The sequence below is a fragment of the Streptomyces sp. NPDC002490 genome, assembly GCF_040296045.1.
GTDB lineage: Bacteria > Actinomycetota > Actinomycetes > Streptomycetales > Streptomycetaceae > Streptomyces.
Map to the genome: position 1 here is coordinate 54014 of NZ_JBEOWM010000020.1, position 15694 is coordinate 69707.

15 protein-coding genes and 1 tRNA gene are annotated in these 15694 nt (G+C 73.0%); 10 read left to right on the forward strand and 6 right to left on the reverse strand.

Going from position 1 to position 15694, the window contains the following annotated elements; genetic code table 11:
• Positions 1-166 precede the first annotated feature (166 nt).
• The gene (locus ABT092_RS15215) at positions 167-943 is read right to left on the reverse strand and encodes a DUF881 domain-containing protein (RefSeq protein ID WP_351243832.1); all 777 of its coding nucleotides are present in this window, start codon (positions 941-943) and stop codon (positions 167-169) included.
• A gap of 145 nt (positions 944-1088) precedes the next feature.
• On the opposite strand from ABT092_RS15215, the gene crgA reads away from it, so the two are divergent.
• Positions 1089-1340 carry a cell division protein CrgA gene (crgA, locus tag ABT092_RS15220; RefSeq protein ID WP_351243834.1) on the forward strand — a complete coding sequence of 84 codons (252 nt, stop codon included), beginning with the start codon at positions 1089-1091 and terminating at the stop codon, positions 1338-1340.
• Positions 1341-1645: 305 nt separating this feature from the next.
• On the opposite strand, the gene ABT092_RS15225 is transcribed toward crgA, so the two are convergent.
• Positions 1646-2536, reverse strand: a complete 891-nt coding sequence (locus tag ABT092_RS15225; RefSeq protein ID WP_351243836.1) for a rhomboid family intramembrane serine protease — start codon at positions 2534-2536, stop codon at positions 1646-1648.
• A 114-nt stretch (positions 2537-2650) separates the two neighbouring features.
• Positions 2651-3178, reverse strand: a complete 528-nt coding sequence (locus ABT092_RS15230; protein ID WP_351243838.1) for a peptidylprolyl isomerase — start codon at positions 3176-3178, stop codon at positions 2651-2653.
• 230 nt (positions 3179-3408) lie between these two features.
• Between ABT092_RS15230 and ABT092_RS15235 the strand changes: the two genes are divergently transcribed.
• On the forward strand, positions 3409-4107 hold the full coding sequence (locus tag ABT092_RS15235; protein ID WP_351243840.1) for a DUF5324 family protein: 699 nt from the start codon (positions 3409-3411) through the stop codon (positions 4105-4107).
• Between the two features lie 606 nt (positions 4108-4713).
• Here the strand turns inward: ABT092_RS15235 and ABT092_RS15240 are convergent.
• On the reverse strand, positions 4714-5292 hold the full coding sequence (locus ABT092_RS15240) for a DUF6344 domain-containing protein (RefSeq protein WP_351243842.1): 579 nt from the start codon (positions 5290-5292) through the stop codon (positions 4714-4716).
• A 327-nt stretch (positions 5293-5619) separates the two neighbouring features.
• Here ABT092_RS15240 and ABT092_RS15245 point away from each other — a divergent pair, with 327 nt between their 5' ends.
• The gene (locus tag ABT092_RS15245; RefSeq protein WP_003999697.1) at positions 5620-5748 is read left to right on the forward strand and encodes a DLW-39 family protein; all 129 of its coding nucleotides are present in this window, start codon (positions 5620-5622) and stop codon (positions 5746-5748) included.
• A 192-nt stretch (positions 5749-5940) separates the two neighbouring features.
• On the forward strand, positions 5941-7287 hold the full coding sequence (locus ABT092_RS15250) for a hypothetical protein (protein ID WP_351243844.1): 1347 nt from the start codon (positions 5941-5943) through the stop codon (positions 7285-7287).
• A gap of 9 nt (positions 7288-7296) precedes the next feature.
• On the opposite strand, the gene ABT092_RS15255 is transcribed toward ABT092_RS15250, so the two are convergent.
• Positions 7297-8781 (reverse strand): serine/threonine-protein kinase, encoded by a 1485-nt coding sequence (locus tag ABT092_RS15255; RefSeq protein WP_351243846.1) that lies wholly within the window; start codon positions 8779-8781, stop codon positions 7297-7299.
• Between the two features lie 45 nt (positions 8782-8826).
• Positions 8827-9375: a helix-turn-helix domain-containing protein gene (locus tag ABT092_RS15260; protein WP_351243848.1), complete on the reverse strand. Its 549-nt coding sequence runs from the start codon at positions 9373-9375 to the stop codon at positions 8827-8829.
• A 175-nt stretch (positions 9376-9550) separates the two neighbouring features.
• Here ABT092_RS15260 and ABT092_RS15265 point away from each other — a divergent pair.
• The 6 genes from ABT092_RS15265 to ABT092_RS15290 all read left to right on the forward strand — a co-directional run bounded on the left by ABT092_RS15265 (position 9551) and on the right by ABT092_RS15290 (position 15693).
• Positions 9551-9623 (forward strand) — tRNA-Ala (locus ABT092_RS15265).
• A 969-nt stretch (positions 9624-10592) separates the two neighbouring features.
• Positions 10593-11339, forward strand: coding sequence for a PLP-dependent transferase (locus tag ABT092_RS15270; protein ID WP_351243850.1), 747 nt, complete (start codon positions 10593-10595; stop codon positions 11337-11339).
• Positions 11336-11800, forward strand: coding sequence for a PLP-dependent transferase (locus tag ABT092_RS15275; RefSeq protein ID WP_351243852.1), 465 nt, complete (start codon positions 11336-11338; stop codon positions 11798-11800). Before ABT092_RS15270 ends, ABT092_RS15275 begins: the two co-directional genes overlap by 4 nt.
• 31 nt (positions 11801-11831) lie before the next feature.
• A complete protein-coding gene (metX, locus tag ABT092_RS15280) occupies positions 11832-12980 on the forward strand; it encodes a homoserine O-acetyltransferase MetX (protein ID WP_351243854.1) in 1149 nt (382 codons plus the stop codon).
• 30 nt (positions 12981-13010) lie between these two features.
• A complete protein-coding gene (locus tag ABT092_RS15285; protein WP_351243856.1) occupies positions 13011-14327 on the forward strand; it encodes an APC family permease in 1317 nt (438 codons plus the stop codon).
• Positions 14328-14391: 64 nt separating this feature from the next.
• Entirely contained in the window at positions 14392-15693 is a 1302-nt protein-coding gene (locus ABT092_RS15290) for a homoserine dehydrogenase (RefSeq protein WP_351243858.1), read from the forward strand.
• Position 15694: the final 1 nt, after the last annotated feature.

The following is a 15694-nucleotide window of genomic DNA, read 5'->3' on the forward strand; positions in this document are numbered from 1 at the left end:
GCCGGGAACAGCGGGGGTTGGTGGGCAAACCCCCTCACCGGGCAGGGCCGAGCCCTGTCCCGGGGATCGCCGCGGCGGGGAAAGCGACCGGCTTGCCCCGTTCGGCCGCCGGGGCTGTCGGGAATGTTCCCCGTGAAACACCTGGTGGGAGATGCGTCACGGGGACTCAGCGGAGCGGTTCGGCCTGGTGGAGGTCGACGGCGCCGGCGTAGCCGGGGAGGGTCACCGTTCCCTCCTCGTCGACCTTCCACCCCAGTCCGTAGGCGTTGACGTACAGCATGTAGTTCTGGATCGCGGGTGCGGCGGTGAGGGCCCGCTTCAGCTTCGCGGTATCCCCGACTGCGGTGATCTTGTACGGGGGCGAGTAGACCCGGCCCTGGAGGATCAGGGTGTTGCCCACGCAGCGCACCGCGCTGGTGGAGATCAGCCGCTGGTCCATGACCCGGATGCCCCGGGCCCCGCCCTGCCAGAGCGCGTTCACCACGGCCTGAAGGTCCTGCTGGTGGATGACCAGGTCGTCGGGCTGGGGCTCGGGGTAGCCGGGCAGCTTGGGGCGGGCGTCCGGCGGGGCGTCGTTCAGGGTGACCGTGAGGGCCGAGCCCCGCAGTTCCCGGGTGCCCGCCTGGTCCTCCAGCGCCTCCAGCCGGGAGTCCGGGGCGGCACCGTCGCGCCCCTGCTCGGCCAGGCCCGCCACGTCCTCGCGGAGGACGCGGAGGCCCCCCTCCAGCTCGCCGTTGCGGTGACTGCGTTCCTCGATCAGGTCGGAGAGCTTCAGCAGGGAGGCGTCGGTGCGGATGTTGGTGCCCTTGGCGGTGTTGAAGCTGGTCACGAAGAGGAGACCGGCCAGGGCGAAGACCGCGGCGGTGAGTGCGCGCGCCGGGCGCCAGCGCCGCGGCGGGGCGGGGGTGGTGCGCACACCGGGGGAGTCGGCAGAATTGCTCAACGTACCCTTGCTCCTTACCGCGCCGAGGAAGCACTACGCTAACGGACGCCCGGGGGAAGCGACTCCCCCAGCTCCGCTTGCCCGCTCCTCGGAGCCCGTCCACCGTCCCGCGCGGCCACGCAGCGCATCGACAGGAGAGTCCCTCGTGCCGAAGTCACGTATCCGCAAGAAGGCCGACTACACGCCCCCCACGGCGAAGCCCACCGCGATCAAGCTGACCAACCGCAGCTGGATCGCCCCGCTGATGCTGGCGATGTTCTTCGTCGGCATCGCCTGGATCGTCGTCTTCTACGTGACGGACGGCTCGCTCCCGATCGACGCCCTGAACAACTGGAACATCCTGGTCGGCTTCGGCTTCATCGCGGTGGGCTTCGGCGTCTCCACCCAGTGGAAGTGATCCGCGCCTAGGATTCCTGCTCGGCCCCCCGGCCCCCAGGGCCCGCGGGGCCCTTCGGGCTGCCGGGCCGGGGTACCGGGCGTCGAGTTATCCACAACTCTGTCCACAGTGGGGAAAAGGTCAGACGATCTGTGGATAACCCATGGGACGTTGACGCCGATGTGACTGACCGATCGGCGATCCGAAAACAGGTTCGCCCCTTGCCCCGTCTGGGAAAACCCAGCTCCCCCTCAAGGGCACAGGTGTTCCCCACCACCTGCACAAGATCCGCCACGCACTGTGGACAACCTCCGCGGTGCTCGGGGTCAGACGAGCGTCGCCGTCCGCACCACCACGGCCACCACGGCCACCAGCAGCACGGCCGCACAGGTTCCCCACTGCACCAGCGAGCGCCGTTCGCGGGGGGCGTGCACCATGCCGTAGGCGATGGCCACCCCCGCGATCAGACCGCCCACGTGCGCCTGCCAGGCGATGCCGGACATGGTGAAGGTGAAGATCAGGTTGATCGCCAGCAGCGCGAGCACCGGACGGAGGTCGTAGTTCAGACGCTTGACCAGCACCGCCGTGGCCCCGAACAGCCCGTAGATCGCACCCGAGGCGCCCAGCGAGGCATGGGTGGGGTCGACCAGCACGTAGGTCAGCGCTCCACCCGCGAGACCCGAGATCAGATACAGCGCGAGGTACCGCGCCCGGCCGAAGGCCGCTTCCAGCGGGCCGCCGAGCCACCAGAGGCTGAGCATGTTGAAGGCGATGTGCCAGACCTCGGAATGCGCGAACATCGAGGTCACCAGCCGGTACCACTGGCCGTCCGCCACGCCCTCGACGGCGAAGTGCGGCGCCGGCCAGGCACCGATCAGGAACAGATCGGTGACCAGACGCTCATTGGTCTGGATCGCGATGAAGACGAGGACGTTGATCGCCAGGAGGATCTTGGTGACCAACCGGGGGTCCCGGACGAGGGGCGCCCCCGCGAGGGTGCGGGGCTGGTTGGCGGTGGGGCCGTGCCCGGTGCCCGAGCCCTGGCGCACGCACTCGGGGCACTGGAAGCCCACCGAGGCGCTGATCATGCAGTCCGTGCATATCGGCCGCTCACAGCGCGTGCAGCGGATGCCGGTCTCCCGCTCCGGGTGCCGGTAGCACCGCACGGGATTCTCGGCGTCCCGTGTGCCCTGCGGCCCGCCTGGCACCTGGTCCATGGGGGTTCTCCCCTCCATCCAACTCGTCCGAAGGCATGCGGGGGCCGGACGGACGGCCCCGCCCTTCCATGACGGACGGACGGGGCCGTTTGTTCCCGGGCGCCGCCCGGGGCGTCAGCGCGTCTCGACGACGACCGACTCGATGACCATGTCCTGCACGGGACGGTCGGTGCGCGGGTTGGTCTGGGTGCCCGCGATCAGGTCCACGACCTTCTTGCTGGCGTCGTCCGCGACCTCACCGAAGATGGTGTGCTTGCGGTTCAGCCAGGCCGTGGGCTCGACCGTGATGAAGAACTGCGATCCGTTGGTGCCCGGACCCGCGTTGGCCATGGCCAGCAGGTACGGACGGTCGAACTGGAGGTCCGGGTGGAACTCGTCCTTGAACTGGTAGCCGGGGCCACCGGTGCCGTTCCCCAGCGGGTCGCCGCCCTGGACCATGAATCCGGGGATGACCCGGTGGAAGACCGTGCCGTCATACAGCCGGTCGGTGGAGCGCTTACCGGTCGCCGGGTGGACCCACTCGCGCTGGCCCTCGGCGAGCTCGACGAAGTTCTTGACCGTCTCGGGCGCGTGGTTGGGCAGGAGCCGCACCACGATGTCGCCTTGGTTGGTCTTCAGGGTGGCGTACAGCTGCTCAGCCACGATCTGCCTTCCGTTGTCCTCTGTGACGTTCCGATCCTCGCACGAGCCGGCACGCACCGAGACCGGCCCCGCCCGGATCGTGGGCTTCCGCCGGGGGAGGCATGACCCGGATGCCCCTTCTCACATGCCGGTGCGCGGGACGGCAGGCATGATCCCCATAAGGGCGGAAAGGCGAACGGTGACGCGCTGGGGGGCACCCCAGGCTTTCCGCCACCGAGGAGGAGGTTCTCGTGACCCGCATCGACAGCGTGCGCGCCGCGACCGGTTCCGCGAAGGACAGCGTGCTGCACGCCGCGGAAGCGGTGGCGCCCTACGCGGACACGGCCAAGGAGCGAGCCGTGCACTACGCCCACTCAGCCCGGGTGCGAGTGGCGCCCAAGGTGTCTTCCGCGGCCCAACTGGCAGCCGATCAGGCGCGTGTCCAGTACGTGGCCCATCTGGCGCCCCGCATCGAACAGGCTCGTACCCATGTCCCCCCGAAGGTCGACCACGTGGCGCACGAGGCCGCTGCACGTGCCCGGGTCGCCGCCCGCCAGGCCGCGGAGTACTCCCGGCCCCGGCTCCAGCACGCGGTGGCCGCCGCCGGCCCGGCGCGGGACGAGGCCGCCTCCCGCGGGGTGGCCGCACTCGCCGCCCTCCGGGGGCAGGTATCCGCGGACGAGGTGCACCGACTGATCCGACGGTCCACCCGGCGCTCCCGGGCCCGACGGGTGGGGAAGGGCGTCCTCTTGCTGGGCGTCACCGCGGGTGTCGCCTTCGCGGTCTGGAGGTGGTGGGACAGCCAGGCCAACCCGGACTGGCTGGTGGAACCCCCCGCGGCGACGGAGGTGCCGGAGACCGCGGACGTGGATTCCCCCTCGGCACTCGACCCCGAAGTGGAGGCCAAGCAGGCGCAGACGGACGCCGCCTCGGACTCCGACCGCGAGTGAGCCCCGGGCGCGGCGTTTCACGTGAAACGCCGGGCCTACGCTCCACGTCCGTCGAAAGCGCCCTTCGGGCCAGGTCGACTTCGTTCGGGGAAGGGGCGGGCGGGGTCACGGGGGTCCGGGGCGGCCGGGCACGCGGAAAGTCGCGTCCCGACGGGAAGGCATAGGGCGTGCGGCGCCACGGGGGAGGGAACGCAACAGCGGCTCACCGCTGGGCGGGGGCGTGCGGTCCCGTGCGGGCGTCTGCGGGGTGACTCAGTCCGTTCGTCGTCGGGGTGTCGGGATCGTCGTCGTCCCGAGTTCCCGGTCCATCCGTCAGCGGCTGCTGCAGGTCGGCGTCGTCGTCATGAGGAGCGGCGAGAGCGGGGGCGCGGTCCGGCACGACCGGGAGTCCTAGGGGCGGGCTCCGGTCCGTGGGCGGTCGATCCGTGAGCGGTCGGTCCCTGGGCGGTCGGTCCGTGAGCGGTCAGTCCGTGAGCGGTCCGCGGGGTCCGGGTCGCACGGCGGGGGCCGTCGGGGGGGCACGACACCGGCGGGTTCACACGGGGCCGGACGCACGACGGGGAGGGCGACGGGGAGCACCGGATGCGCGGGGCTCGCGCCGGGTGCTCAGGAAGCGGCGGCAACGAGCGGTCCCGGTACGGCGGGAGCGTCCGGACCGGCGGGGCCCGACGGGACGAGGCCTCCGCGGCCTTGGCGGGCGGAGCCGTGGGGGCGCGGCAGCGGAACCGCGCCGGAGTTGCCTCGGACGTTGGCCGGGGCGCTCACGGGAGCCTGGTCCGGGGAGGGCGCGGGGAGCTGTGCGGGGATCAGCGGACGGGACGGGGCCTGTGCGCCGCGGTGCGGTGCGGGTGCCCGGAGGCCGGGATCGGCGAGGGCGGCGTTGACCATCTCGGTCAGGGCCGCGTCGAAGTCCTGGGACGCGGTGCAGGCGCGGCAGCTGGGGGAGGAGCCGTGCGCCTCGGCCCGGATCCGTTGCTTCATCGTCGGTGGCAGGGACCTGAGCTGTCGTCCGGGCGCCGCCGCCGGAACCCGGGCTTCGCGCACGGTCGGGGCGGGGTGGCGGGTGGCCTCGGTCCGCACCACCGGGGTGGCGGCGGCGGGGGAGGCGAGCCCCAGGGCGGCGAGCACCGCGACGATCGCGGCGACGAGCGCTGTCCACAGCGCCGCGAGCTTGTTGCTGACCATGATTCCTCACTTTCGGGTTGGGCGATTTGCGTACTTTCCTCATCATGTGTATGCGGGGCCGAGAGGGAAGGACCGACGGGGAGTGGCGCCGCGATCGTCAGATGAACACCACACGGATGGAGTCATTCGCCCGGAAAAAACGCCACATGCGGCGAACATCACCATGTGGTAGGGCAAGAGCGGAGCGCCGCCCTCCGCGGAACCCGCGTCGGGACGCCCCTCCCGGCGGCGGTCCGCACCTCCCCGGTAGGTCACCGATCGGTATCGACCGGTGTGTATAGTCGGGCGCCAGAGGTCCCCTACGTCAACGAAAGACGAGGTCGCGCGGTGAAGAAGCTTCTCCTGGTCGCCCTGGCCGCCATCGGCGGGCTCCTCGTGTACCGCCAGATCCAGGCGGATCGCGCCGAGCAGGACCTGTGGACGGAGGCGACCGACTCCGTGCCCACGGGTTCGTGATCAACCACAACCTTCACTCCGAAGGCCCTGGCCAACCGAACGGCCGGGGCCTTCGTGCGTTCCGGTCGGGTGGCGGCCGGGGCGCCGGATCGCACGGGTGGCACGGCCGCCGCGGGCGATGACTCCGGCCGACGAGGGGATGGGCGCGTGAGGGCGCGGCTGGCGAAGCGGTGGTACCGCGGGTTCGGGGGGATGGTAGCCGCGGGGACGGTGCTGTGCGCGGCGGTATCCGCCACCGGCCCGGCGGCTGGCGCACCGCGGGAACGGCCCGAACCGTACGCGTTCACCCCGGACGCCCGCTCGGTCGAGGGGGCGTCAGGGACCGCCCAGGCCCGGCGCCTGGCACCCGGCAAGACCTACCGGAGCGTGCTGCCGAAGGCCGGCAAGCGCTATTTCCGGCTGGAACTGGGCGCGACGGAGAACGCCTACGTCTCCGCGACGGCCGTTCCCGCCCCCGGTACCGAGGTCACCTTCAAGGACGGCTACTCCCTCGCGGTGGAGAACGGCGACGGCATCACCTGTCGGTCCGCCCGCGCCCGCTTCGGCTCCTCCGAGAGCCCCCGCCCGCTCACCGCCTGGGCGGCGCGCACGACCGGTCCGGGCGCCGGCAGTTGTCGGAACGCGGGCCCGTACTACGTGGTGGTCGAGCAGGAGGGCGAGGCCCCGCGGACCGCCTGGGACCTGGAGCTGCGGTTCTCCGCGGAACCGCAGCTCAGCACGCCAGGCCCGAGCGAGGCCCCGACGCCCGAGGCGTCCCCCTCGCCCGCCCCGGTGGCGGGCGCGGCCTCGACCCGGGCGGGTGGCAGCGGCTTCGCGACCGCCCCCCGGCTGGGCCACGGCGTCTGGCAGGACCACATCCGCCCCGGGCAGACCCTCTACTACCGGGTGCCCGTCGACTGGGGCGAGCGGCTCTCCGCCCACGTGGAACTCGGTTCGCTCACCGACGGGGTGGCCGGGCCGGACGGACCCGACGGACCGGACGGCCCCGGCGGCGGTCGGGGCCTGGGCAGGTTCGTGCCGTCCGCACTGGTCGTCGACCTGTTCAACCCGGCCCGGGGCCCCGTCGACCAGGTCCAGAGCAGCTACGACGGCAAGCAGAAGGTGGCCGCCCTCGGGACGCTGCCCCCGGTGCGGTACGAGAACCGGTTCGCGGGTTCCGACCGGGTGAACGGCATGCGGTTCAGCGGACGGTACTACCTGGCCGTGCACCTGCGGGCCGCCGTGGCCGAGCAGTTCGGGGACGAACGCATCGGGGTGAAGCTGCGCCTCGGCGTCAAGGAGGCCCCCGCCGGCTTCGGCCCGGTGCCCGTGTACGACGGGCAGCCCCTGCCCGCCGAGGAGTTCCGACCCGCCGCCGAGGAGGAAGGGCCCGAGCCGGGAACGGACGGCCCCACCGCCTCCGCGTTCGCCCGGGGACCCGTGATGCGGACGGTGGCCTTCGCGGCGTTCGGCACCGGGACGGCACTGGTGCTGGTGCTGGTGGTGTGGACGGTGGTGGCCCGGCGCGGTTCCCCGGGCGCCGACGCACCCCGGACCTAGGGCGGCGGCTCAGGCCCGGGGCAGGGCCCACAGGCCCACGGCGAAGCAGATCAGCGCCAGCACGAGCAGCGGCACGGCGACCTTCGCCGGCGGCCCGGGCCGCCGGCGACGGCGGTGCCCCCGGGGTGGCTCCGCCGTCCCGGGAAGCCCCCCGCCGGCGCCGTCCGCCGGGCCGGGGCGGGGACCGCGGAGCGCCCGACCGCCCTGCCCGTCCGCCGTGTCGGCCTCGGCGAGGCCGACCGGATCGGCGGGAACGGGCCGGGAGTACGGGGGATAGCCGTCGTACGGCCCCGCCACGGCCCGCCCGGCGACCGCCGCCGGGACCGGCGGCCGGGCAACGGGCGGCAGCGCGGGCTGCGGCGGGTGCGCCGGCGGCGGGACGTACGGGTCGTGGACGGGCAGCGGCGGATGGGGGTGCGCCGCTGCGGGCGGTTGCGCGGGGGCCCCGGGCGGGGCGAGGGGATAGCCGTCCGCGGTGGGGGTGCGCGGGTCGGGGGCCGCCGGCGGGGGCGGACCCGGGGCGAAGGCGCCCCCCGCGCGGGCGCCGGGGGTGTTCGGGCCGTGCGGGAAGGCGCGGAAGGCGTCGGGGACGCGGGGGAGCCCCGAGGCCCGGGCCTCGGGGCCCTCGGGGCCGAAGCCGGGCGGCAACTCCGCGATCTGGTGGAACACCTCCACCACTTCCTCGTCCGGCCCGGGCTCCGGCAGCATCTCCGCGGCCGAGGCCAGGGCCTTGCGGGCGCCGGTCGCGGTACGGAATCGACCGTCCGGATCGGGTTGGATCAGCCCCGCGATGACCTGCCACAGGGGCTCGTCCACCCCGAGCGGCGCCGAGGGGGTGCCGTGCTCGGTGAAGTGCTCGATCAGCGCCTTGGCGTCCGGTTTGGCGCCCGTGAGCAGGTAGAGGGCGACGAGACCGACGGCGAACAGGTCGGCGGGGAAGTCGGGTTCGGCCCCCAGCAGTTGCTCGGGGGCGAAGTAGCCGGGGGTGCCCACCACGTAGTCGGTCTCGGTGAGCCGCGGCTCGCCCTTGCGCATCGCGATGCCGAAGTCGGACAGCCGCAGATGGGGACGGCCCGCGCCGGTGGGCTCCAGCAGGATGTTCGCCGGCTTGATGTCCCGGTGGACGACGTCCTCCGCGTGCACGGCCGCGAGCCCGGCGAGCAACTGGTCCAACAGGGTGCAGACCAGCCGGGGCGGCAACGGCCCGTAGTCACCGATGAGATGGGCCAAGGAGCCGCCGGCGACGAGGTCCATGGTGAACAGGACCTTGTCGTCGTCGGCGGCCCAACTGGCGGGGGCCAGCACATGGGGGTGGTCGATGCGGAGCGCCTGCTCGCGCACGAACCTCAGCAGGGTGTGGGCGTCGCTCTGTTGGAGGACCTTGGCGGCCACGTACCGGCGCCGCCGGTGGTCCCAGGCGCGCCAGACCGCGCCCACTCCCCCGCGTCCGATCGGATCGACCAGTTCGTACCGGCCGGCGAAGACCTCGCCCATCGTCCTTCGTCGCTCCCCGTGTGGTGCCGCCGGCCGGGCGGCGGCTCAGCTCTGGTGTGCCTGGTAATGGGCGACCGCGTCCGCGGTGCGTCCGGCACCGTAGACCCGGAGGAACTCCGCCAGCTCGGGGTGGGTGGGTGCCAGGGAGTTCGCCGCGTCGATGATGTCGCCCGCCGCGGAGACCGAGCGCAGCAGCGACTGGATCTCGCGGACGACGCGCTTGACGGTGGGCGCACCCGAACTGTGGGTGGGCTGCGAGGTGGTGCTCAGCACCGAACCCCCCTGGGACTTCTTGATCTCGTCCATCCGCTCGGTGGCCTCGCCCGCGCTGACGCTGCCGTCCGCGACCTGGGCGGCGAGGTCCTGGAGCAGTTGGACGCGCTGCACGACCGCCGGGTTGCCGATCTTGGCGCGTTGCCCGCTCATCAGCTGCGACAGCATGGGCGCCGACAGGCCCAGCACCCCGGCCAGCCGGGCCTGGTTCAGACCGAGGTCCTCGATGAGCCTGCGGAAGAGGGCGCCCAACGGCTCCCCGTACCAGTTCCGCTGGAGCTCCCTCGCTCTTGCGGTGGCTTCCTGCTGCGCGGCGTCCATTGCGTCTCCCCATCGCTTCCCCAAGAACCGCGGTTCGCTGTCGCGAAGCGCGTGCGAGCATCTTACGGAGAGTGGTCGTTCCCGGGGACCCCAAACCTTTTGCGGAATTCCGGGGGTGACCCGGTACCCTGTTCCACGAGCGGATGGGCCCGACCGGGCGATCCGTCTCCCCCACGGGGCCTTAGCTCAGTTGGTAGAGCGCTGTCTTTGCATGGCAGATGTCAGGGGTTCGACTCCCCTAGGCTCCACTCCCAGCACCCCCTCTGACCTGCGGAAGCACGGTCAGAGGGGGTGCTTTTCTTCCCGCCCGTCCGTACGGGCGGGTCAGCACCGCGAGGCCGACGCGCTTCCTGGCAGGTCCGCACGGGCGGGGGCCGTGCGCACCGACCCGTGCGCTTGCCGCGGCGGCTCCGCGACGAGCGGGTGCCGCCCCCGTGACGGGACACCTTGCCCTGGCCCGACGAACTGCTCGGCGAGGGGGCCGGCGCCGGCCCCCTCGCCGAGCAGTTCATGCGGCCCCGCCCCTCCCGTACCGGTCGGGGGAAATCCGTGCACGATCGGCCCAGCGGACGGAGTTCCCCGCCGGGAATTCCCGCGATTCCGTTCCGGATCGGTGGAGAGGTGGTTCGCCGAACCGATCGGAAAGGCCCTCACCCGCCGCCCCGCCCCGGCCCTCCCGTTCGCGGATCGCACTCGAATCGAACACCAACGCCCGGGCGCCCCGCCCGACTGGGGCGGGCCCGAAGGAATATCGTAAAACCGCCACCCACCCCCGGGAAATCGCCACACCGGGGCCCTTTTCGGCCTCGTACGGACGAGCGGAAATTCCCTGCGATCGAGGACGAACCCGGCCATGGAGACCTGTTCCGGAATTCCTGTCAGCCAGCATCCACCAGGGGAAACGCATGCCAACCGGAGGATCGTGGTCGCCGTCGGTGGCATCGGCCGCCGGGCCGTCTAGCCAGCTGACGAACCCATACGCTAGGCGATTTTGGCCAACCCGGCGGCGATCATCGTCACATTGAGGGCGTTACGGAAAGTTCCTAGGGTGTGACGGGTCGCGTTCATGCTGCTCATCAATGGGGGATCACTTGCTGTCTCACGATGAAAAAGAGCTGTTCGGTACGCGAGGTTACGCACGGCGCGAATCCGCGGTCATCCAGGGCGGTCGCGAGATGCGCATGGGGATCAATCCGCCGCTCATCACGCCCATTCACATGACGGCGGCCTACGAATTCCCGGACGCGGCGACGGCCGCCGGGATATTCGGGCTCGAAGAGGACGGTCACGCCTACAGCCGGCTGGGGAATCCGACGCTCCAGGTGCTGGAGGAGCGCATGGCACAGATCGACGGCGGGGTGGCCGCCCTCAGCGCCGCCACCGGACAGGCCGCGGTGACGCTGGCGGTGCTCAACCTGGTCACGGCGGGGGACAACGTCGTGGCGTCCAACGAGTTGTTCGGCGGCTCGTGGAGCCTGCTCAGCGCCACCCTGAAACGATTCGGCATACAGACCCGCTTCGTCAGCCCCGAGGACCCGGAGAACTTCGGGCGGGCCACCGACGACCGCACGCGGCTGTACTTCGGCGAGACCCTGCCCAACCCCCGGCTACGGATCTTCCCCATCGCCGAGGTGGCCGACGTCGGAGCCCGGCACGGGGTGCCGCTCGTCATCGACAACACCCTGCAACCGTTCGTCTGCCGCCCGTTCGAGCACGGCGCGGCCGTCACCGTCTACTCGGGCACCAAATACCTCGGGGGCCACGGCGCCGCCCTCGGCGGACTCGTCGTGGACAGCGGGAACTTCGACTGGGACCGATCGGACCGCCATCCCCTGATGACCCGGCCGGACCCCGCGTACGGCGACGTCGTCTGGGGCGAACAGGCCCGCAAGCTGCCCGACACCGCGGCCGCAGCAGCTACCTCTTCAAGGCCCGCGAGACCCTGCTCCGCGACTTCGGCATGAGCATGAGCCCGTTCAACGCCTGGCTCATCCTCCAGGGCATCGAGACCCTGCCCCTGCGCATGGCCGCCCACTCCGAGAACGCCGCGAAGATCGCGGAGTTCCTGGTCGGGCACCCCAAGGTCGCCCTGGTGCGGCACCCCGGTCTCGCGGAGGGGGACGAGGCCAAGCGGGTCGCGCGCTACCTGAACGACGGCACCGGGCCGATGGTGACCGTCGAACTCGCCGGCGGACGGGCCGCAGGCGCCCGGTTCATCGAGGCGCTGAAGCTCTTCTCCCACGTCAGCAACATCGGTGACGTGCGGTCACTGGCCACCCACCCCGCCTCCACCACGCACCGCCAGCTCCCCGAGGCCGACCTCTCGGCCGCCGGCATCACCCAGGGCTCGGTACGCCTCTCCATCGGCCTGGAACACCCCGACGACCTGGTGCACGACCTCGCTCAGGCGCTGACCGCGGCCTGACGCACGCACACCACCGACACGGGGGGACACCGTGACCATCGACTGCCCGGCACCGGTCGGCCCGTACGTCGCCCACCGGCACCTCTTCTCGGCCGACCACCCGCTGCTCCTCGCCTCGGGCGTACCCCTGCCACGGGTGCGGGTGGCCTACGAAACCTACGGCGAACTCAACACCGCCCGCGACAACGCGGTCTTCGTCTGCCACGTCCTGACCGGCGACTCGCACGTGGCCCGACACGACCGCGAGGACGCGCCCGGATGGTGGGACACCCTGGTCGGCCCCGGCCGCCCGATCGACACCGACCGCCTCTTCGTCGTCTGCGCCAACGTCCTCGGCGGCTGCGCCGGCACCACCGCCTCCTGGCCCGCCGGCACCCGGCACGCCCCGGTGGACGTCGCCGACATGGTCGCCGTCCACCGCGAGCTGCTCGCCTCCCTCGGCGTCCACCGGCTGCGCGCCGTGGTCGGCGGCTCGTTCGGCGGCATGCAGGCGCTCGAATGGCTGCTGCGCCATCCGACCGACGCCGAGGGCTACTTCATCGTCGCCGCCACCAGCCGGCAGAGCGCGGACAACCTGGCCTGGAACGCGATCGCCCGCGCCGCCATCCGCAACGACCCCGAGTTCCACGACAGCCACTACGCACCGGGCGGCGGCCCGCGGTGCGGCCTGGGGACGGCGCGGATGATCGCCCACCTCACGTACCTCTCCGAGGCGTCCCTGCACCGCAAGTTCGCCCGCGAGGGCCGCCGCCCGGGCACCCGCCGCCACCCCTCCCCCGTGGTCCAGGGCGACTTCGCGGTGGAGAGCTACCTGGAACACCAGGCCGACAAGTTCGTCCAGCGCTTCGACGCCAACAGCTACCTGCTGCTGATGAGCGCCATGGACCGGTTCGACGCCTTCGCCGCGCCGGACGCCCTCGCCACCGCCGAGGTCCCACCGCGGGTGCAGCTGTTCAGCTTCGCCCGGGACCGGCTGTACGGCCCCGACCACAGCCAACGGATCCAGCGGCTGTTGGCGGCCCGCGGCCTGTGCGCACCGCACCAACGGGAGGAGAGCTGCGACATCGGGCACGACGCCTTCCTGCTGGACGTCCCGCCGCTCCTCGACGCCGTGGCGGGGTTCCTCCGCGCTCTCGAACCGAGCCGCACGCCCCCCTCCCGCACCCTCGCCCCCCGCTGACCGGGCACCCGAGCCGCAAAGGAAGAACTGATGAACTCCAGTCACCGCATCGGGGTGGCCCAGGGCACCGCGCTGTTCGTCGGCGCGGTGCTCGGGGGCGGCGTCCTGGTGCTGCCCGCGCTCGCGGCGGAGGAGGCCGGGCCCGCCTCCCTCGTGGCCTGGGCGCTGCTGGTCGCCTTCTGCATCCCCGTCGCCAGCGTGTTCGCGGCGCTGGGCATGCGCTACCCGGACGGCGGCGGGGTCGCCACCTACGCGGCGAAGGCGTTCGGGCCCGGCGCCTCGGCGCCGGTCGGCTGGCTCTTCTACTTCGCCGTCCCGGCCGGCGTCACCAGTGCGGCCATCGTCGGCGGCGCCTACGTCGCCGACGCGCTCGGCGGCGGACAGGGCATGACGCTGACCGTCGCCGCCCTGTTGCTCCTGGGCTCCTTCACCAGCAACTGGCTCGGCCTGCGGCTGTCCGGCGGCCTCCAACTCCTGCTGGTGGGGGTGCTCGCCGCGCTCCTGGTGGTGGCCATCGTCGTCGCCGCGCCCGACGCCCGCGCGGACAACCTCAGCCCGTTCGCCCCGCACGGCTGGCTGGCCGTGGGGCACGCCGCCACCCTGCTCTTCTTCGCCTTCTCGGGCTGGGAGGCCGTCTCCCACCTGTCGGGCGAGTTCAGCGACCCGCGCCGCCAACTGCCCGTCGTCACCGCCCTGACCATCGTCACCGTCGCGGTGCTCTACCTCGGCATCGCCTCCACCAGCGTCGCCGTGCTCGGCTCGGACCCGGAGCGGAGCGAGGTACCGCTCACCCTGCTGCTCGAACGCGGCATCGGCGACTGGGCCAGCGCGGTCACCGCGGTCGCGGCGGTCCTGCTCACCTTCGCCACCACCAACTCCTACATCGCCGGCGGATCCCGGCTCGGCGCGGCGCTCGGCCGGGACGGCGACCTGCCCTCCTGGCTCGCCCCCGGCCACCAGGCCGGTCAGACGCCCCGGCGCAGCCTCGCCGTGCTCGGCGCCCTGGTCGCCGCCCTGCTGCTGGCCGCCGCCGCCGCGGACATCGGCCTCGACCCGATCATGTCCGCCGCCTCGGCCTGCTTCGTCGCCGTGTACATCGCCGGGCTCTCCGCCGCCGTGAAGCTGCTGCGCGGCAGCCGCCTCGGGCAGGCGGGCGCCCTCGTCTCGCTCGCCGTGGTCCTCGTCGTCTTCTGGTTCTACGGCGCCTTCCTGGCCCTGCCCGCCGCCCTGGTGATCGGCGCCAAGCTCTTCCGCCTCGCCGCCCGCCGCCGACGGGCCCCCGCCCCGGGCCGTGCCCCCGACGCCGAGCCGGCCGCACGGCCCGCCGACCGCACGGCGTCCCCGTGAGCCCCCCGGCGTCCGTCGGACGCCCCGGAACCGCCCCGTCCCGTCCCGTCCCGGAGAGGACCCCATGAAACCCGTCCCGCTGCGCGTCGCCCTGCTCGGCTCCGGCTCGGTGGGTTCCGAAGTGGCCCGGCTGCTGACCGCCCGCCACGAGGAACTCGCCGCCCGGATCGGCGCACCGGTGGAACTCGCCGGCATCGCCGTGCGCCGCCCCCGCCCGGGGGCCCACGGCCCGGACGGCACCCCCTTCACCACGGACCCGGCCCGCCTGGTGTCCGGCGGCGAGATCGACGTGGTCGTCGAGCTGATGGGCGGCACCGAGCCGGCGAAGTCCCTGCTGGTGGCGGGGATGGAGGCGGGCGCCTCGGTAGTCACGGCCAACAAGGCGCTGATCGCCGCGGACGGCCCCGAACTCCACGAACTCGCCCAGAAGCACGGCGTGGACCTGGCCTACGAGGCCGCGGTCGCCGGCGCGGTGCCCCTGCTGCGCCCCTTGCGGGAGTCCCTGGTCGGCGACCGGGTGCACCGGGTGGTCGGCATCGTCAACGGCACCACCAACTACGTCCTGGACCGGATGGCCAGGACCGGGGGCACCTTCCGCACCGCGCTCGCCGAGGCGCAGCGCCTGGGGTACGCCGAGGCCGACCCCACCGCGGACGTGGAGGGGCACGACGCCGCCGCCAAGGTGGCGATCCTCGCCCGGTTGGCCTTCGGCACCCGGCTGGCCCTGGACGACGTCCACCGCGAGGGGATCTCCGCCGTCACCCCGGCCGACGTCGCCCATGCCGCCGAAGAGAACGCGGTGATCAAACTGCTCGGGGTGTGCGAGCGCACGGAAGCCGGCGTCAGCGCGCGCGTCCGGCCCGTACTGGTGCCCCGGGAGCACCCGTTGGCGGGCGTCCGGGGCGCGTACAACGGCATCCTGGTCGAGGCCGAGGCGGCCGGGGAGCTGATGTTCCACGGTCAGGGGGCGGGCGGCGCCCCCACCGCCAGCGCGGTCCTCGGCGACCTGGTCGCGGTCTGCCGCAACCGGGTGGCGGGCACCACCGACCACCACCGGCCGCCCGTCGACGCCCTGCCCCCGGTCCCGATGGCCGAGGTCGGCGCCCGGCGCTCCCTGAGCATGCTCGTGGCCAACCGGCCCGGGGTGCTCGCCGAGGTGGCCGCGGCGTTCGGCGCCCAGGGCGTCTCCCTCGTCACCATCCGCCAGGACGTGCTGGGCGCGGAGGCCACCCTCTCCGTCACCACCGGCACCGCGACGGACGCCGCGGTCGGCGCGGTGGTGCGGGACCTGCGGGCGCTGGAGTCCGTGCGCGGGGTGAACCGGAGCTTCCCCGTCCTCGGCGACGGACCGGACCGTCGACCGTGAC